Origin of the sequence: Sphingomonas sp., from assembly GCF_019635515.1 — a bacterium.
Lineage (GTDB): Bacteria > Pseudomonadota > Alphaproteobacteria > Sphingomonadales > Sphingomonadaceae > Sphingomonas.
Map to the genome: position 1 here is coordinate 793,318 of NZ_JAHBZI010000001.1, position 17,115 is coordinate 810,432.

Here is a 17,115-nt window from a genome sequence, read left to right on the forward strand (position 1 = left end):
TTATGATCGAAGAATGACTTACAACGATACGTTCCGTGACCGCGCCGGCCGCTCGGCGGACGCCAAGAAGGCGCTGCTTGAGAAGATGAAGGCCGCGCCCAAGCTCAGCGAGGCCGAACTCGCCGAGCGCCGCGCCGCGCGCGAGAAGAAGGAAGCCGAAGAGGCCGAGAAGCGCGCCGCCAAAAAGGCCGCGGCGGAAAAGGCCAAGGCCGACAAGCTCGCCGAGGAAGCCGCCGCCAAGGCCGCTGCCGAGGAAGCCGCGCGCGAAGCGAAGGAAAAGATCGCCCGCTCGTTCATGCTCCCCACCGCCGAAGAGCAGAAGGCCAAGCGCGACGCCCGCTACGCTGCGCGCAAGGCGCGAAAGTAATTCAATCCTCCCCCGGAGGGGGAGGGGGACCGCCGCGAAGCGGTGGTGGAGGGGGAGTGCCGCAAGCGCTGCGCCCTCTAATGACGCGCAGAGATAGCCAAGACCCTCCCTGTGTCACCCCGGACTTGTTCCGGGGTCCACTGTGCCGATCGCGTTGAGCCAGAGCCTCTTGCTTCTCGCTAAGCCGCTTGGTGGACCCCGGAACAAGTCGGTGCTTATCCCGCTCGAGCATGTGCGGTTCCCCGGCGAAGGCCGGGGCCCAGTTGGCGGACAGATATTGACGGGCGCAGCGCTTCGTTACGGCGACCTCTCCACCTGGGCCCCGGCCTTCGCCGGGGAACCACAGGAGACACATGCTCGAATGGGATAAGTACCGAACAAGTCCGGGGTGACAATTATGGTTTGGAGGCGGCTAAATCCACCGCCGAACCTGCGCCTTGTAATCCAGATACCGCGCGCCAAACCGGCTCGTCAGATATCCCTCCTCCGGCTCGATCACTTCCTTCTGGATCACGAACAGCAGCGGCAGCAACAGGCACAATTGCGTCCCGCTGTCGTTGAGCATGGTGATGCCGAGATAGACCAGCGCCATTCCCAGATACATCGGGTTGCGCGACCATTTATAGACGCCCTCGACGATCAGGTTGCTGTCCGATTTCCACGGCCGCGAATCGGTCTTGAAGCGCAGGAACAGCCCCTGCGCGGTCAGGATGATCGCCGCGCCCAGCACCAGCGCGATCATCCCGAAGGTGTGGAGCGTGCGGTACGGGATCACCGGGATCGCCGGATAGCCGATCCAGCCTTCGAGCGCCCAGCCGGCCAGCAAGGTGCCGATAAAGGCGAGCGGCGGCGGGAATTTGATCCGGGGGCTGTCGGCATCTGGTGTCAGCATGGATGCCTGATGAACGCGAACGTGCGGAATCGCAACGGCTTGCCATTCGTGGCCGAACCGTAATGATGCGCACATGCACACCGCGTCTCCCCAAGGCTGGCTGCAATATGCCATCCCCGCCGTCATCATCGCCGTGGTCCTGTTCTTCCGCTTGCGGAGCATGAGCCGCGAGCGGCCCTTGAAGGTCGAGCGGCTATGGATCGTGCCCGCGCTCTATCTCGTCATCGCCGGCATCACTTTCTGGAACATGCCGCCGCACGGGATGGTCTGGGGCTATTGCGGCGCGGCTTTGCTCGCCGGCGCGGCGATCGGCTGGCAGCGCGGCAAGCTGATGCGGATCGCGGTCGATCCCGAAACCCACGAACTGAGCCAGAAGGCGTCACCCTGGGCGATGCTCCTGCTCCTCGGCCTGATCGTGATCCGCTCGGTCGCGCGCAACGCCGATGCGCTCGGCGTCCCCGGTGTCCATGTCGATGTGATGATGATGACCGACGTGCTGATCGCGTTCGCTTTGGGCCTGCTCACCGCGACCCGCGTCGAGATGTACTTGCGCGCCCGCCGCCTGCTGGCCGAAGCCCGGGCGGCATGAAGCGCCATGCCCCGGCGACGGCGCGCAATCGGGAGCCGATCGCGGCGGTGCTGTCCGAGGTGTTGCCCACCGAAGGGCTTGTGCTGGAGGTCGCCAGCGGCTCGGGCGAGCATTGCGCCTATTTCGCCAAACGCTTCCCGGCGCTGGCATGGCAGCCCAGCGACCCCGATCCGGACGCACTCGCCTCGATCGCCGAATGGACCGAAGGTCAGGAAAATGTCGGCCGGCCGCTGATGCTCGATGCCGCCGGTGCGTGGCCCGGCATCCTTGCCGATGCGATCCTCTGCATCAACATGGTCCATATCAGCCCCTGGGCGGCGACGCTCGGCCTGCTTGACGGCGCGGCGGCGCTGCTTCCGCCCGGTGCCCCGCTGATCCTCTACGGTCCCTATCGCCAGCACGGCGTCGAGACCGCGCCCTCGAACGAGCAGTTCGAGCTGTGGCTCAAGGACAAGTCCCCGGAATACGGCCTCCGCCATGTCGAGGACGTCACCCGCGAAGCCTCGGCGCGCCAGTTCACCCTCGAACGTATCGAGCCGATGCCCGCCAACAACCTCATATTGGTGTACCGCCATGACGCCTGAGATCATCAAACGCGTGGACAGCTTCACCGACGCCGCCTTCGCCTTCGCGGTCAGCCTGATGGTCGTCGGCGCCGGCGGATCGGCTGCCGATTCGGCGACGCTCGAAAGCGCGGTCGCGGCGATCCCCAGCTTCGCGATCGGCTTCGCGATCATCACCCTGTTCTGGTTCAGCCATCTCCGGTGGCGCGTACTGCGCGGGGTTGGCGACGCGCGCTCGCTGCTGCTGACGCTGCTGCTGATATTCATGGTGCTGGTCTACATCGTCCCGCTACGCGCGATGGCGGTATCGTTCGCGGCGTTCCTCGGCGGGCAGGGCGACTCCTATCGCGGCAGCCTGGCCCAGCTCTTCACCGTCTACGGCATGGGCTTCACCGCGATGTCGGTGATCACCGTGCTCTTGTTCCGCGATGCGCTGCGCAATCCCGAACTCACGCCCGACAAGCGGCGCGAGGCGGCCGGGCAATCTTGGATCTGGGCGATCCTGGCGGTCACCGGCACGCTGTCGGCGATCCTGGCGATGATCCCCGGCGTCGGCATCTTCGCGCCGTTCCTCTACGCGACCCTGCCGGTCACCATCGGCCTGTTCGCATGGCGCTGGCAGTGGGAGGTCTGAGCGGCTTGCCCAAGAACCTTGCAATGTAGGATTTCACCTGCTTGGCCCATGCGGCCGGCTCTGCCGTCCGCTCTTTGAAATCGTCTGTCCCGACCCCGCATGGTCACTGCGGCCATTGGGACCATTCGCGAATGTTTAGTCTCCCAAAGCACTAAACTTCCTCAACATTCGCACCGGCTCACAGCCCCGGTTCGACGATCTTCTCCTGGTGCCGCACCCGCTCGCGCCAGACGATATAGAGCCCGCTGGCGAAGATCACCGGCGCGCCGATCCAGGTGTGGCGGGTCGGCAGAACCCCGAACAGCAGCCAGCCATAGAGCGTCGCCCAGATCAGGCTCGAATAGTCCATCGGCACCACGCTCGCGACCGGGGCGAAGCGCAGCGATCCGGTCAGCGCCAGCTGCCCGACGCCGCCGATCAGCCCGATCCCGATCAATATCGCCCAGGTCGTCAGGTCATGCGCCTGCCATTGGAAGGCATAGGGCACCGCCAGCACCGGCACCGACAGCGCCGAGAACCAGAACACCGTCGTCCCCGTGCTCTCGGTCTTGCCGATCTGGCGCAGCAGGATCGCGACGATCGCCACGAACAGTGCCGCGAGCAGGCCCACCACCGCACCATACAGCGGAAAATGCCCGCTCCCCGGCTGGGCGACGATCAATACCCCGGCGAACCCGGCGATCACCGCGCCCCAGCGATGCCAGCCGGTCTGCTCCCGCAGCACCAGCGCGCCCAGGATCGTCGCGAAGATCGGCACCGTGAATTGCAGCGTCGTCGCCTCGGCCAGCGGCAGCAGCAGCACCGCGCCGAAGGTGAAGACCATCCCGGTCAGCCCCACCGCCGCGCGGCCGACATGCGCCCCGAAGCGCTGGGTCCTGACCGATCCCAGCCCAGGCCCGGCGGCGATCCACGCCACGACCAGCGGCACCGCCCAGAATTGCCGGTGAAACATCGTCTCGATCAGCCCGGCGCCGCGCGCCTCGGCGAGCTTGACCAGCGCCGACATGGCGGAGAGGCACGCGATCGCGAAGAGCCTGAGGGCCAGCCCCTTGAAGATCCGGTCGCCTTCCATCGCCGCGATCCCTTGCGGCACGGTGGACCCCGGGACAAGTCCCCGCTAATCGCGCTTCCATGATCAAGCACGCTCTCCCCGTCACCCGCGAAGCGGATTTCAACGCCTGGTATCAGGCCGTCATCTCGGAGGCCGATCTTGCCGAAGAGAGCGGCGTCCGCGGCTGCATGGTCATCCGGCCATGGGGATACGGCATCTGGGAACGCATCCAGCGCCTGCTCGACGATCGCATCAAGGCGACCGGCCATGAGAATTGCTATTTCCCGCTGTTCATCCCCTTGAGCTATTTCGAGAAGGAAGCCGATCACGTCGAGGGCTTCGCCAAGGAGATGGCGGTCGTCACCCATCATCGCCTGATCTCGGACGGCAAGGGCGGGCTGATGCCCGATCCCGCCGCCAAGCTGGAGGAGCCGCTGATCGTCCGCCCGACCTCGGAGACGGTGATCGGCGCCGCCTTCAGCCGCTGGGTCCAGTCGTGGCGCGATCTGCCGGTGCTGATCAACCAATGGGCCAATGTCGTCCGCTGGGAGATGCGCACCCGCATGTTCCTGCGCACCAGCGAGTTCCTCTGGCAGGAGGGCCATACCGCCCATGCCAGCGAGGCCGAGGCGCGCGAAGAGACGCTCAAGATGCTGGAAGTCTATCGCAGCTTCGCCGAGGATTGCCTGGCGATGCCCGTCGTCGCCGGCGAAAAGCCCGAGAATGAGCGCTTTCCCGGCGCCGTCGCGACCTATTCGATCGAAGCGATGATGCAGGACGGCAAGGCGCTCCAGGCGGGCACCAGCCACTTCCTCGGCACCACTTTCTCGTCGGCGCAGGACATCAAGTTCCAGAATTCGGCCGGCGAACTCGAACTCGCCCAGACGACGAGCTGGGGCGTCTCGACCCGCATGATCGGTGGCGTGATCATGGTCCATGGCGATGATGACGGCCTGCGCGTCCCGCCGCGCATCGCGCCGTGGCAGATCGTCATCGTGCCGATGCTGCGCGACAATGACGAGGACGCCGCGCTGGTGGAGTATTGCAAGGGTCTCCAGGCCGATCTCGCCAAGCTTTCGGCCCTTGGCGAGCCGGTCCGCGCCTTGCTCGATCTCAAGTTCGGCAAGGCCGCGGCCAAGCGCTGGAGCTGGGTCAAGAAGGGCGCGCCGGTCATCATCGAGGTCGGCGGGCGCGACATGGCCGGCGGCAACGTCTCGGTGATCCGCCGCGATCGGCTGTATCGCGAGGACGGCAAGCTCGACAGCGCGGTGGTGGGCAAGGACGAGTTCGCAGCCCAGGCGGCGACGATGCTGGAGGAAATCCAGTCGGGGCTCCACAGCGAAGCCCGCGCCCGGATGGACGCGAACATCACCCGCGACGTCCCGGACTTCGCGGCGATGGAGGCGCATTTCGGCAAGGGCGGCAAACCCGGCTGGCTCGAAATCGAATGGAGCAAGCCCAGTGGCGCTGACCTCGACAAGGTCGTCGAACGCCTGAAGGCGCTCAAGCTGACGCTTCGCAACGTAGCCCAGGATGCTTTGCCCGCCACCGGCGCCTGCATCTTCACCGGCGCACCCGCGGTCGAGCGGGTGCTGGTCGGACGCGCCTATTGAGCACGCGCCCGCTCTTCGCGAGCCTGCTCTATCAGGCTTCGCTCGGCGATGACGGTCTGGTCGCCGAACTGGAGCAGTCGTGCCTCCAGCTCGCCGAGGACGACATGGCCGGCAAGCGCTGGGCGAAGGAACATGGCTATAAGGGCTATACCAGCTACGCTTCGCTGGGCGATCTGCCGATCCGCGATCCGGCCTTCGCCGATCTCAAGCGCCTGCTCGACAAGCATGTTGCCCGGTTCGCCAAGGACGCCGCGTTCGACCTGCAGGGCAGGAAGCTCAAGCTCGACAGTCTGTGGGTCAATGTCCTGAACGGCGGCGGCGGCCATTCGGGCCATATCCACCCGCACAGCGTCGTCTCCGGCACGCTCTATGTCGCGTTGCCCGCAGGTTCGCGCGGCCTTCGTCTCGAAGATCCGCGCCTGGCGATGATGATGGCCGCGCCGACCCGCACCGAAGACGCGCCGGAGATGCTGCGCAGCTTCGTCGAGGTCACGCCCGAGGCCGGCACCGTACTGCTATGGGAAAGCTGGCTTCGCCACGAGGTTCCCGCTGGAACCGGTAGCGCCAAACGGATCAGCGTCAGCTTCAACTATCGCTGGTAAGGCTTTCCCGCCCGGTGTCGCGGCGATGCCAGATATAGAGGAAAGCGGCGGCGACGATCAGGCAGATCAGCATGATGAGCAGGCGATTGATATCCATGTGCGTCTCCTTGGTAGCGCCACCCCACCCGCGGGTGAGGATCGTGCCAAGGCGTTAACGAGAGGTTTCCGCCAGCACCTTCTCCACCCGCTCGGCCAGCCCCGGCGTCGCGTGCAGCCCGATCTTGCTCCGCCGCCAAAGCACATCCTCCGCCGTCCGCGCCCATTCATGGTCGCGCATCCAGCGCACCTCGATCTCGGTCAGCCCGCCGCCCAGGTCCGTGCCCATGCCAGCCTCGTCGGTCACCTCGTGCAGCATGTCGTCGAGGCAGCGCCCATAGGCATGCGCCATCCGCCGCGCGCGATACTCGCCGAGGAACGGCCAGCGTGCGCGGACCTTGGCCAGATACTGGTCGAAGCTGGCGATCGCGCCGCCGGGGAACATCCGCGCGCGAGTCTTGTGTCGCGCATCCACGCCCAATAGCGGCCCGATCTTGTCCAATGCCTCCTCGGCCAGCGCCCGTGCCGTGGTGATCTTGCCGCCGAACACCGACAGCAGAGGCGGGCCGTCCGCATCGACCTCCAGCACATAATCGCGCGTCACATTCTGCGCGCTGGCCTCGCCGTCATCGTGGAGCGGGCGCACCCCCGACCAGGTCGTCACCACATCGGCGGCGGTCACCTGGCGAGTGAAATAGCGGTTCACCGCCTCGCAGAGGTAACGGATTTCCTCGTCCGAGCAGACCGCGTCCTCGGGACGCTCGACGGGAATGTCGGTGGTGCCGATCTCGGTGAAGCCGCCCTCATAGGGAATGGCGAACACGATCCGCCGGTCTGGCTGCTGGAGGATATAGGCATGCTCGCCCTCGAACAGCCGCGGCACCACGATGTGGCTGCCCTTGACCAGCCGCACGCGCGAACTGGTGGTAATGCGCAGCCGGTCGAGCAACCGCGCCACCCATGGCCCGGCGGCATTGACCAGCATCCGCGCCGCGACGCTGCGCCCGTCCGAAAGCTCCGCCCGCCAGCCATTGCCCGCGCGCTCCGCCGATACCAGTTCGGTCCGCGTCGCGATCTCCGCGCCGTTTCCCGCCGCGTCGAGCGCATTGGCCAGCGTCAGCCGCGCATCGTCCACCCATGCGTCCGAATAGACGAAGCCTTTGTGATCGCCCTCGAGCGGATCGGTGAACGCCCGGTCGCGGGCATGCAGTCCCCGCGAGCGCGGCAGCGAGGATTTGCCCGCCAGCGCATCGTAGAGAAACAGTCCGACGCGAACCATCCACCACGGCCGCACCGAATGGGCGTGCGGCAGCACGAAGGTCATCGGCCGAATCAGATGCGGTGCGGCGCAGAGCAACCGTTCGCGCTCGTGCAGCGCCTCGCGGACCAGCCGGAATTCGTATGTTTCCAGATAGCGCAGCCCGCCATGGATCAGCTTGGTCGATGCCGAGCTGGTGTGGCTGGCCAGATCGTCCTTCTCGACCAGCAGCACCTTCAGCCCATGCAGGCTGGCCTCGCGGGCGATCGCGCAGCCGTTGATCCCGCCGCCGACGATCAGCAGGTCAAAATGCTGTCCTACAGAGGAGGAAGCTGTCAGGGTCACCAAAGCTCTTTGAACCGTCGCGGGCTTTTGGGGAAGCGCCTGAAATAATCGATCAAGAGTAGGAAATTAAACTGCCGAACCACCGTGAAAAGCGTGAAGCTGACGTGCCGGCAATTGGAATCCGCGCCGCGACTCATTACCTCGGTTGCCAATGAAAAAACAAAACACACGAAACGGCCTGCCCACGCGGCAGCAAATTCTCGATTTTATTTCCACTTCCTCCACCCCCGCCGGCAAACGCGAGATCGCCAAGGCGTTCGGTCTGCACGCGCAGGACAAGATCGCGCTCAAGGCGCTTCTGAAAGACATGAGCGATGAGGGGCTGATCGATACCGCCCCCGGCCGCGCCTTCCACAAGATGGGCGGCGTGCCCAAGGTTACCGTGCTGCGGGTCACCGACGTCACCGGCGATACCGTCTGGGCGCAGCCCGAGCAATGGCAGGCGGAGGGAATTCCGGTGCCGCGCCTCCGCGTTCGCGAGCGCGGCAGGAAGGGCGCATTGGGCGTTGGCGACCGCATCCTTGCCCGCACCGAAGAGGCCGGCAATGGCTGGATCGCTCATCCGATGAAGAAGCTCGCGCGCGGCGAGGAGCAGATGCTCGGCGTCGTCCATGAAGAGGGCGGGCGACTCTATCTTCAGGGCATCGACAAGAAGGATCGCAACAGCCTGCCGATCTCGGATCGGGGCGAGGCGATGCCCGGTGATCTCGTGCTCGCGGAAAAGGCCGGTCGTCCGCCGCGCATCTTCGCGCGGGTCACCGAAATCCTCGGCGATCCCTTCGCCCCGCGCAGCTTCTCGCTGATCGCGATCCACAAGCATGGCATTCCCAATGTCTTCTCCGACGATCTGCTCGCCGAGGCCGAGCGCGTCTCGAAGCAGCAACTGGGAAAGCGAGAAGACCTGCGCCACCTGCCGATCGTCGCGATCGACCCGGCCGACGCTCGCGACCATGACGACGCCGTCTGGGCCGCGCCCGACGACGATCCCAAGAATGAGGGCGGCTGGAAGGCCGTTGTCGCCATCGCCGATGTGTCTTTCTACGTTCGCCCCGGCTCGGAGCTAGACCGCGAGGCACGCAAGCGCGGCAATTCGGTCTATTTCCCCGATCGCGTCGTGCCGATGCTGCCCGAGATCCTCTCTGCGGAAGTTTGCTCGTTGAAGGAGGGCGAGGATCGCGCGGCGCTTGCCTGCCACCTTCAGGTAGGCGCGAACGGCGAGCTCAGGAGCTGGCGCTTCACCCGCGCGGTGGTCAGCATCGCCGCCAACATCGCCTATGACGATGCCCAGACGATCATCGACGGGCCCAAGACCGAGCGCGCTTTGCTCGACGAACGCTTCGCCATCGGCTCCGACAAGCGTGCCGAGGTCGAGCCCGCGCTCAAGCATCTTTGGGGCTGCTGGGCGGCGCTAAACAAGGCGCGGCAGAAGCGCGAACCGCTCGATCTCGATCTGCCCGAACGCCGCATCGTCCTCGACGAGAAAGGCCGCATCCTCTCGGTCGCCCCCCGCGAGCGCCTCGATGCGCACAAGCTGATCGAGGATTACATGATCGCGGCCAATGTCGCCGCGGCCAAGGCGCTGGAGGCCAGGAAGGCACCGGTAATGTATCGCATCCACGAGCCGCCGAGCCGCGAGAAGCTGGTCGCGCTTAAGGACTATCTCAAGACCTTCGACATGGAATTCGCTTTGGGGCAGGTCATCAAGCCCGCGACCTTCAACCAGATTCTGAGAAAGGTCGAGGAAAGCGACGCCCGCGACGACATCATGACCCAGGTGTTGCGGACCCAGACCCAGGCCTATTACGGACCCGAGAATGCCGGGCATTTTGGCCTGTCGCTCGGCAGCTACGCGCACTTCACCTCGCCGATCCGCCGCTATGCCGACCTGATCGTCCATCGCTCGCTGGTCAGCGCCTATGGGCTGGGGCAGGGCGGTCTCACCGCCGAGGAGGCCGGCGGCATGGAGCGCATCGGCGAGAGTATCTCCCAACTCGAGCGCCGCGCGATGGAGGCCGAGCGCGACACCATCGATCGCTATGTCGCCGCCTATCTCGCCCAGCATGTCGGTGAAGTGCTCGACGCCAAGATCACCGGCGTTCAGAATTTCGGTTTCTTCGCCACGGTCGAGGGCATCGGCGGCGACGGGCTGGTGCCGGCGCGCGACCTAGGCACCGAATATTTCCGCTATGACGAGGCCAGTCAGCGGCTGATCGGCGAGCATTCGGGCACCAGCTATGCGCTGGGCCAGCGACTCCAGCTGCGTCTCGCCGAAGCCAATCCGGTCACCGGCGCGCTGCGCTTCGAGCTGCCCGACGGCAAGGGTTCGGCGAGCGGAGGAGGTTTCGATGCGCGTCGCGACCGTGGCGGGCCCAAGCGCGTCATCAAGCATCGCGGCCGTCCCGCCAATATCCGCCATCAGGGCCGCAAACGCTGAATTGACGGCGCGGGCGGTATGCGTATGCTCTCCGACTAAAGGGGAATATCATGCTGAAACTGCTTCTCGCCGCCGCTGCGTTCGCGCTGGCCGCGCTACCCGCCGCCGCGCAACAGACCTCGTCCGCTTCCGGCACTCAGCCGGCGGCCAAGCCCACCGCCGCCGACTTTGCGAAGAACATGCAGAGCGTGATCGGGCAAACCTTCGAAGGCGGCATCACTGTCAAATCGGTCACCGCCGAAGCCAATACCCTGGTGTTCGTCATCGGCGGTCCGTCCGGCTGGCGCGCCGAGCTGACCGAACAGACCATCTCGGATGCGATGATCGGCGGCTTCTGCAAAACCTCGCCTGACTTCTTCGCTACCGGGGTGACGATGCGCGTCGATTCGCTGGATGATGGGGGAATTCTCGCGGGCCCGCTGGCCAACGCCTGCCCGGCACAATGATCGCATCGCCGATCATTCCGATCGGCGCGATCATCGCGCGGGCACGGCGCAAGATCGTCGCGCATTTCTTCGTGCAGCACGCGGTCAGCGCTGAAGAAGCCGTCGCCTTCGTGCCGGACCGCCACGTCATGCACCGCGAATTCGCGCGGATGCAAAGCAGGGGCATTGTCCGCGAGGCTTCGGCGGGGCGCTACTGGATCGATACGGTAGCGCTTCAGGCCGATGCCGATCGCCGCCGCCGCATCCTGGTGCCGATCGTGATCATCGTCGCCGTCCTGGCGGCGGTAATACTCATGCTCGCCGGCTACCAGGGCTAGAGCGAGGGTCAGGCAAGCAGCGATCCCGGCCGCGCCTAGTCGATCGAGAAGCTGAGCCCGGCATTCGCCTCAAGCCGCCTGATCAGCGGCTCGGCCATCAGAGCGCCAGGGGTCCAGACGCCGCCTTCGCCTTTCACATCGCGGATCAGGCACAGGGCGCTCTCCGCGATCATCTTGCTCGTCGAGCCATAGCCGGGATCGCGATCACCCTTGACCGTGGCGGTGACGCGCTCGCCCGTGGGCATCTCCGCCACGAAGGCGATGTCATAGAAGCCGGTCTCGCGCTCTTCCTTGCTCGGGCCTTCGCCGGGCGCCGGTCCCTTGTCGGCGTTCATCGGGTTCATTTTGGCGATCGCCTCTGCGGCGGCCTTGCCCATTTCGCCCAGGCCCGGCGCGACCATCATCTCGTCATATTTGAAGTCCTCGCCATAGGGGTGGCCGGCGAGGAAATTGGTGCGGTGGACATTCTTGGTGTTGATCACCGCCATCATGAACGGCGCCACCCAGGCGCCCATGGCTTCGTCATATTCGGGCAGCACGCCCTTCGGCTGGTCCGGCCCCGAAAAGCCCGGCGTCAGGGAAAAGGGATCGACCAGCGCCTTGAACACCGAAGGGTCCTTGGCCGCGGCCATTGCGGTCGCCTTGCCGCTGGCGAAGGTGCCGCCCGAGAAGGTGCCCTTCATCGCCCGGACGCGGCCCTTCACGCGCGGAGCTGGCTTGCCGAAGCGGCGGATGCATTCCTGCTCGACGGTCCACACGCCGAGATCGAAGGGGATCGAATCGAAGCCGCACGAAAAGACGATCCGCGCGCCGCTGGCCTTCGCCGCGTCCTGATATTTGCGGATCATGGCGTGCATGAAATTGGGCTCGCCGCACAGATCGACATAGGCGGTGCCGGTCTCGACACAGGCCGCGAGCAGCGGCTCGCCATAGAGCTGATAGGGGCCAACGGTGGTGATGATCACCTGCGCGCGGGCGGTCAGCGCCTTGAGTGCGGCGGGATCGTCGGCATTGGCGGTGAGCAATGGCGTGTCGGCGGGCGCGCCGATCTCGTCACGGACTTCCTCCAGCTTGGTCAGCGAGCGGCCGGCCATCGCCCATTTCACGTCCGCGTAGTTGGCCGCGAAATATTCGGCGACGAGGCGTCCGGTGAAGCCAGTGGCGCCATAGACAATGATATTGAACTCGCGGTCCGCCATGTTCATCCTCTCCTGTGCGGGAGAGAGCATACCGCGCTTTCGAATATTGGGTAAAGGGGCCTGCGGCTATTGCAGCGGGCAATCCCCTTCGGCTGCCGCCTTGCGCAGCGCGTTCACGTCCGAGACCAGCCGTGCTTGCAACGCGGCACCGCCGGGTAGCTGGAAGCGGGTGACGGCGAACATCTCCTGCGCCTTCGGGCCGCCGAAATAGATGAACTGCACTTCCAATATTCCGCCGCCAGCCTGGAATGTCTTCTCCAGCGCAGCCCGCCAGCTTTCGATCTGCCGCTCGGACATGATGGGCGCACGCAGCTTGGGCCAATAATGCGGCGAATGATCGTACATGCTCGCCAGGGTCGGCACCGTAACTCCGGCGAACTCGATCGTCGGCGAATCGTCCAGGTCCGAGGCGAAGGCAATCAGGCTCGCGTCGCCCAAGCTGAACCGGACGACATATTCTGTGTCCTTCATCTTGCCCTTGCGCAGCACCGGCCACGCGAAGCCGAAACCGGATACTTCGGAGAATACCGATCCTGGCTGGCGCCAGTCCTTGCCGGGCAGCGAGTGGCCGGTGCGATAAAGGTATAACAGAGCCTTGGGGTCGGCGGGGAATTTGAAGTCGGTCTTGTCGTCGAACAGGATCTTGCTGCCGATCAGCGGGCTCTCGGTCAGCAGGCCGGTCAGTTCGGGGCCCTTGCCGATCTTCGCCTCGATCTTCGAGGCGCGGCGATCGGCATAATTATCGACCTCGCAGACCTTGGCTTGCGCCAGCGCGGGCAGCGGCGCGCAGGTCAGCGCAACGGCGAGCAGCGCGCGGATCATGCGGGTTGATCGAATTGCAGCGCCGCCAGCCGCGCGTACAGCCCGCCCTTGGCAACCAGTTCGGCATGGGTACCGGTTTCGGCGATGCGCCCTTCATCCATGACGATGATGCGCTTGGCGGCGCGGACGGTGGCAAGGCGATGGGCGATCACCAGCGTGGTGCGGTGCTCCATCAGCCGATCGAGTGCATCCTGGACCAGCCGCTCGCTTTCGGCGTCGAGCGCGGAGGTGGCTTCGTCGAGCAGCAGGATCGGGGCGTCGCGCAGCAAGGCGCGGGCGATGGCGATGCGCTGGCGCTGGCCGCCGGAAAGGCGCGCACCGCTTTCGCCGAGAAAGGTGTCTAGGCCTTGCGGCAGCTCGCGGAGGAATTCGGCGGCGTTGGCGGCATCGGCCGCAGCCCAAAGCTGCTCGTCGGTCGCGTCCCAGGCGCCGTAGCGCAGATTGTCGCGGGCCGAGGCGCCGAAGATCACCGTGTCCTGCGGCACCAGCGCCATACGGGCGCGGATGTCGGCGGGATCGGCATCGCGCAGCGGCACGCCATCGACGCGAACTTCGCCGCTATCGGGATCGTAGAAGCGCTGGACGAGCTGGAAGAGTGTCGATTTGCCCGCACCCGAGGGGCCTACCACCGCGACGGTGTCGCCCGGCTCCACTTCCAGAGAGAAGTCAGCGAGGGCGGAAACTTCGGGGCGCGTCGGGTAGCGGAAGGTGACATGCTCGAACGCGATACTGCCGCGCGGCGGTTGGGGCAGCGCCACCGGGCTCGCCGGCGGGGCGATGTCGGGCTCCTGGCGGAGCAGTTCGGCGAGGCGGCTGGCGGCGCCCGAGGCGCGCAGGAGATCGCCATAGACTTCGGTGAGCGCTCCGAACGAACCGGTGACGAGGCCCGCTGTGATGACGAAGGCGGTGATCGAACCGCCCGAGATGCGGCCGGCGGCGACACCCGAGACCGCGTCCCACATGATCAGGGTGATCGCCGCGAAGAGCAGGCCGATGACAAGCGCGGTCATGATCGCGCGGAGCGCGAAGCGCTTCTTGGCGGCGGCGAAGGTACTGGCGACAGCGGCCTGGAAGCGCTCGCCCTCGCGCTGCTCCTGCCCGAATGCCTGGACGATACGCATTGCGCCCAGGGTTTCGGAGGCGATCGAGCCAACATCGGCGACGCGGTCCTGACTGGCGCGCGAGAGCTGGCGGACGCGGCTGCCGAGCCAGACGATGGGGAGCACGACCAGCGGAATGCCGACGATCAAATAGGCGGCGATGCGGGGGCTGAGCGCGAAGAGATAGATGATCCCGCCGACGCCGGTCAGGAAATTGCGCAGTGCGATCGAGACGGTCGAGCCGACGACCTGTTCGACGATGGCGGTATCGCTGGTCAGGCGCGACGCGATCTCGCTCGGGCGGTTTTCCTCGAACCATTTGGGCGGCAGGCGCAGCAGGTTGCGGTGCACCGCGGTGCGAAGGTCCGCGACGGTCTTCTCGGCGACCCAGGAGACGAAGAAGAAGCGGACCGCGGTGGCGATGGCAAGCACCGCGACGACCAGCAACAGCCCCTGGAAATAGATGCCGATCTTGCTGGTGTCGGCGCCGGCCGCGAAGCCGTTATCGACGATCTGCTTGAAGGTGCGCGGAATCCACAGCGTCGCGGCCGACGAGGTGAACAACGCGAGGGTAGCGATGACGAGCTGGAGCGGATAGCGGCGGGTGAAGCCCCAGATCACGGCCAGATTGCTGAGCTTGCGGTTCGGTTGCGGGGCGGAACTGGCCATGGGAGGCGGCCTAGCGCGGATGAACGGGGAGGGGAACTGTCCACAACGCTCTCACCTTGGTGAATTCCCGGCGTTGCGCCGCAGCATGCGACCGCTATAACGACCGGCCCCGCTGCCGTTTACCGGGGGGTACGGTGAAGGATTGCCAATGCTCTACGACGCCTATGAGATTCAGCGCTCGCTGCTCGCTGGAGCCAGCGCGATGGCGAATTTCAGCGCGGGATTGCTCAACAATCCGGCCAATCCCTTCGCCTATTTCGGCGGTGGACCCGTTCTCGGCTCCGCGCTCGAAGTGTTCGCCCATGCCAGCGCCCCGCGCGGCAAGCCTGAATTCGGTCTCGACCGCACCATCGTCGATGGCGAGATGGTCGACGTCCATGAGGAGATCGTGCTCCGCAAGCCATTCGGCCAGATCAAGCATTTCCGCCGCGAAGGCGTGGAAGGTAGCCCCAAGCTGCTGATCGTCGCGCCGATGTCGGGCCATTACGCGACGCTGCTGCGCGGCACGGTCGAGCGGATGCTGCCCAAGCACGACGTCTACATCACCGATTGGCGCGATGCGAAGCTGGTGCCGGTGGCGGACGGCAAGTTCGATCTTGACGATTATATCGACTATATCACCGAATTCTTGGCGTTCATCGGTAGGGATGGCGATCCGCGCCCGCACATGCTGGCGGTGTGCCAGCCCTCGGTGCCGTGCTTCGCGGCTGCGGCGCTGATGGCCGCTGACAATCACCCCAATCGTCCGCGCACGCTGACGATGATGGGCGGACCGATCGACACGCGCGAGGCACCGACCGCAGTCAACACGCTGGCGACCGAGCGGCCGCATACCTGGTTCGAGCAGAATGTGATCGCGACGATCCCGATGACCTATCCGGGCGCGGGCCGCCGGGTCTATCCGGGCTTCCTGCAACTGGCAGGCTTCATGACCATGAACCTCGGCAGCCACATGGTCAGCCATTGGGAGATGTTCAAGCATCTCGTCCAGGGCGACGGCGAAGGCGCTGATTCGACGATGAAGTTCTACGAGGAGTATCGCTCGGTCTGCGACATGACCGCGGAATTCTATCTCCAGACGATCAGCACCGTTTTCCAGGACCATGCGCTTCCCAAGGGCATCATGACGCATCGCGGGCGGCTGGTGGACCCGGGCGCGAACACCGACATAGCGGTGCTGGCGATCGAGGGCGAGAAAGACGATATTTCAGGCATCGGCCAGACCAAGGCGGCGCTGACGCTGTCGACCGGACTGCCGGAGGCGATGAAGCAATATCATCTGGCGGAAGATGTCGGCCATTACGGCATCTTCAACGGATCGAAATGGCGCAACCGGATCGCGCCGGTTGTCGACAAGTGGATCGCCACGCATAGCGGTTGAGCCGGAAGCAGGGGGGCACCTTTCGCGGTCGCGCCCTCAGAGGGCGATGGCGGTGAAGCGACAGTGGCGCGACACCTTCGCGACGCTGATGCGACATTGGCACGACACCGACACGCCACTGGCGCGACAGCCACGCGACACGAGCGCGACAGCGTGGCGACACTTCGGGCTTATTCAGGATTTCAAAGAGCGGCCGGAATTGGCGACCGCTGACCCAAGCAGCCGAAATCCTACATTGCAAGCCGGGGACCGGATGCGGCCCTATTCATAGCCGCTGGTGGCGACGATGCTGTAGACCAGCCATGCGCAGGCCGCCCAGATCGCGACGACGATGAGGATGCCGAACAGGCTTACCGGGCGCTCGGTCTCGATCGCGGCCCGGGCGCGGTGCTCGGTCATGAGATCGGCGGGGACGAGGCGCTCGAACAGCCAGATCCCGATCGGAATCAGGATCGCGTCATCGAGCAGCCCGATGACGGGAATGAAATCCGGGATGAGGTCGATCGGAGACAGGGCGTAGGCGGCCACCAGCAGCCCGACCAACTTGGCGGCGATCGGCGTGCGCGGATCGCGGGCGGCTAGCCAGACGGCATGGGCTTCGGTGCGGATGCGGTGGGCGAGGGTGGGGCCGGGCATTTGGGAGGGGTGGCGGGGTGTAGATCGCGCGTCAAGGCATAGGTTTTTCCCCGGCGGAGGCCGGGGCCCAGTTGGGAAGGTTGCTGTAACGGAGCGCAGCGCCCGCCAATACATGTCCTCCAACTGGGCCCCAGCCTTCGCTGGGGAACCGTTATTTCGCG

17 protein-coding genes are annotated in these 17,115 nt (G+C 65.6%); 10 read left to right on the top strand and 7 right to left on the bottom strand.

From position 1 onward, the window contains the following. Window positions 1-13 precede the first annotated feature (13 nt). Window positions 14-367: a DUF6481 family protein gene (locus KF730_RS03905; RefSeq protein ID WP_294092395.1), complete on the top strand. Its 354-nt coding sequence runs from the start codon at window positions 14-16 to the stop codon at window positions 365-367. A 412-nt stretch (window positions 368-779) separates the two neighbouring features. Here KF730_RS03905 and KF730_RS03910 read toward each other — a convergent pair whose 3' ends face one another. Continuing rightward, window positions 780-1,259, bottom strand: coding sequence for an isoprenylcysteine carboxylmethyltransferase family protein (locus KF730_RS03910; RefSeq protein WP_294092397.1), 480 nt, complete (start codon window positions 1,257-1,259; stop codon window positions 780-782). A gap of 73 nt (window positions 1,260-1,332) precedes the next feature. On the opposite strand from KF730_RS03910, the gene KF730_RS03915 reads away from it, so the two are divergent. From KF730_RS03915 to KF730_RS03925, 3 genes are read left to right on the top strand one after another with little or no spacing between them, the layout of a single operon-like run. Then, on the top strand, window positions 1,333-1,848 hold the full coding sequence (locus KF730_RS03915) for a CcdC protein domain-containing protein (RefSeq protein ID WP_294092399.1): 516 nt from the start codon (window positions 1,333-1,335) through the stop codon (window positions 1,846-1,848). Then, the gene (locus tag KF730_RS03920; protein ID WP_294092400.1) at window positions 1,845-2,432 is read left to right on the top strand and encodes a DUF938 domain-containing protein; all 588 of its coding nucleotides are present in this window, start codon (window positions 1,845-1,847) and stop codon (window positions 2,430-2,432) included. The genes KF730_RS03915 and KF730_RS03920 overlap by 4 nt, the downstream gene beginning before the upstream one ends. Continuing rightward, complete coding sequence (locus KF730_RS03925; RefSeq protein WP_294092402.1) at window positions 2,422-3,045, top strand: TMEM175 family protein; 624 nt, start codon at window positions 2,422-2,424, stop codon at window positions 3,043-3,045. Before KF730_RS03920 ends, KF730_RS03925 begins: the two co-directional genes overlap by 11 nt. Window positions 3,046-3,223: 178 nt before the next feature. Here KF730_RS03925 and KF730_RS03930 read toward each other — a convergent pair whose 3' ends face one another. Next, window positions 3,224-4,117, bottom strand: coding sequence for a DMT family transporter (locus KF730_RS03930; RefSeq protein ID WP_294095688.1), 894 nt, complete (start codon window positions 4,115-4,117; stop codon window positions 3,224-3,226). A gap of 59 nt (window positions 4,118-4,176) precedes the next feature. Here KF730_RS03930 and KF730_RS03935 point away from each other — a divergent pair, with 59 nt between their 5' ends. Together KF730_RS03935 and KF730_RS03940 are read left to right on the top strand one after the other, a co-directional pair. Further along, window positions 4,177-5,709, top strand: a complete 1,533-nt coding sequence (locus tag KF730_RS03935) for an aminoacyl--tRNA ligase-related protein (RefSeq protein WP_294092404.1) — start codon at window positions 4,177-4,179, stop codon at window positions 5,707-5,709. Continuing rightward, window positions 5,706-6,311 (top strand): TIGR02466 family protein, encoded by a 606-nt coding sequence (locus KF730_RS03940; protein ID WP_294092405.1) that lies wholly within the window; start codon window positions 5,706-5,708, stop codon window positions 6,309-6,311. Before KF730_RS03935 ends, KF730_RS03940 begins: the two co-directional genes overlap by 4 nt. Before the next feature lie 151 nt (window positions 6,312-6,462). Here KF730_RS03940 and glpD read toward each other — a convergent pair whose 3' ends face one another. After that, a complete protein-coding gene (glpD, locus tag KF730_RS03945) occupies window positions 6,463-7,950 on the bottom strand; it encodes a glycerol-3-phosphate dehydrogenase (protein WP_294092406.1) in 1,488 nt (495 codons plus the stop codon). Between the two features lie 151 nt (window positions 7,951-8,101). Between glpD and rnr the strand changes: the two genes are divergently transcribed. Genes rnr through KF730_RS03960 form a run of 3 tightly spaced genes read left to right on the top strand, consistent with a single transcriptional unit; the run spans window position 8,102 to window position 11,147 of the window. Further along, on the top strand, window positions 8,102-10,384 hold the full coding sequence (rnr, locus tag KF730_RS03950; protein WP_294092407.1) for a ribonuclease R: 2,283 nt from the start codon (window positions 8,102-8,104) through the stop codon (window positions 10,382-10,384). A gap of 50 nt (window positions 10,385-10,434) precedes the next feature. Next, complete coding sequence (locus KF730_RS03955) at window positions 10,435-10,830, top strand: hypothetical protein (protein ID WP_294092408.1); 396 nt, start codon at window positions 10,435-10,437, stop codon at window positions 10,828-10,830. Further along, on the top strand, window positions 10,827-11,147 hold the full coding sequence (locus tag KF730_RS03960; RefSeq protein ID WP_294092409.1) for a hypothetical protein: 321 nt from the start codon (window positions 10,827-10,829) through the stop codon (window positions 11,145-11,147). The genes KF730_RS03955 and KF730_RS03960 overlap by 4 nt, the downstream gene beginning before the upstream one ends. 35 nt (window positions 11,148-11,182) lie before the next feature. Here KF730_RS03960 and KF730_RS03965 read toward each other — a convergent pair whose 3' ends face one another. The 3 genes from KF730_RS03965 to KF730_RS03975 form a co-directional block, all read right to left on the bottom strand. Next, a complete protein-coding gene (locus KF730_RS03965) occupies window positions 11,183-12,346 on the bottom strand; it encodes a saccharopine dehydrogenase NADP-binding domain-containing protein (protein WP_294092410.1) in 1,164 nt (387 codons plus the stop codon). A 66-nt stretch (window positions 12,347-12,412) separates the two neighbouring features. Continuing rightward, window positions 12,413-13,168, bottom strand: a complete 756-nt coding sequence (locus KF730_RS03970) for a hypothetical protein (RefSeq protein ID WP_294092411.1) — start codon at window positions 13,166-13,168, stop codon at window positions 12,413-12,415. Next, complete coding sequence (locus KF730_RS03975; protein WP_294092412.1) at window positions 13,165-14,937, bottom strand: ABC transporter transmembrane domain-containing protein; 1,773 nt, start codon at window positions 14,935-14,937, stop codon at window positions 13,165-13,167. Before KF730_RS03975 ends, KF730_RS03970 begins: the two co-directional genes overlap by 4 nt. 148 nt (window positions 14,938-15,085) lie before the next feature. Between KF730_RS03975 and phaZ the strand changes: the two genes are divergently transcribed. Next, entirely contained in the window at window positions 15,086-16,318 is a 1,233-nt protein-coding gene (phaZ, locus tag KF730_RS03980) for a polyhydroxyalkanoate depolymerase (protein ID WP_294092413.1), read from the top strand. 261 nt (window positions 16,319-16,579) lie between these two features. Here phaZ and KF730_RS03985 read toward each other — a convergent pair whose 3' ends face one another. Then, window positions 16,580-16,954, bottom strand: coding sequence for a YkvA family protein (locus KF730_RS03985; RefSeq protein ID WP_294092415.1), 375 nt, complete (start codon window positions 16,952-16,954; stop codon window positions 16,580-16,582). Window positions 16,955-17,115: the final 161 nt, after the last annotated feature.

Coding starts and splice junctions, on each gene's coding strand:
- KF730_RS03905 (WP_294092395.1), top strand. CDS start 14: ATGACTTACAACGATACGTTCCGTGACCGCGCCGGCCGCTCGGCGGAC.
- KF730_RS03910 (WP_294092397.1), bottom strand. CDS start 1,259: ATGCTGACACCAGATGCCGACAGCCCCCGGATCAAATTCCCGCCGCCG.
- KF730_RS03915 (WP_294092399.1), top strand. CDS start 1,333: ATGCACACCGCGTCTCCCCAAGGCTGGCTGCAATATGCCATCCCCGCC.
- KF730_RS03920 (WP_294092400.1), top strand. CDS start 1,845: ATGAAGCGCCATGCCCCGGCGACGGCGCGCAATCGGGAGCCGATCGCG.
- KF730_RS03925 (WP_294092402.1), top strand. CDS start 2,422: ATGACGCCTGAGATCATCAAACGCGTGGACAGCTTCACCGACGCCGCC.
- KF730_RS03930 (WP_294095688.1), bottom strand. CDS start 4,117: ATGGAAGGCGACCGGATCTTCAAGGGGCTGGCCCTCAGGCTCTTCGCG.
- KF730_RS03935 (WP_294092404.1), top strand. CDS start 4,177: ATGATCAAGCACGCTCTCCCCGTCACCCGCGAAGCGGATTTCAACGCC.
- rnr (WP_294092407.1), top strand. CDS start 8,102: ATGAAAAAACAAAACACACGAAACGGCCTGCCCACGCGGCAGCAAATT.
- KF730_RS03955 (WP_294092408.1), top strand. CDS start 10,435: ATGCTGAAACTGCTTCTCGCCGCCGCTGCGTTCGCGCTGGCCGCGCTA.
- KF730_RS03960 (WP_294092409.1), top strand. CDS start 10,827: ATGATCGCATCGCCGATCATTCCGATCGGCGCGATCATCGCGCGGGCA.
- KF730_RS03965 (WP_294092410.1), bottom strand. CDS start 12,346: ATGGCGGACCGCGAGTTCAATATCATTGTCTATGGCGCCACTGGCTTC.
- KF730_RS03970 (WP_294092411.1), bottom strand. CDS start 13,168: ATGATCCGCGCGCTGCTCGCCGTTGCGCTGACCTGCGCGCCGCTGCCC.
- KF730_RS03975 (WP_294092412.1), bottom strand. CDS start 14,937: ATGGCCAGTTCCGCCCCGCAACCGAACCGCAAGCTCAGCAATCTGGCC.
- phaZ (WP_294092413.1), top strand. CDS start 15,086: ATGCTCTACGACGCCTATGAGATTCAGCGCTCGCTGCTCGCTGGAGCC.
- KF730_RS03985 (WP_294092415.1), bottom strand. CDS start 16,954: ATGCCCGGCCCCACCCTCGCCCACCGCATCCGCACCGAAGCCCATGCC.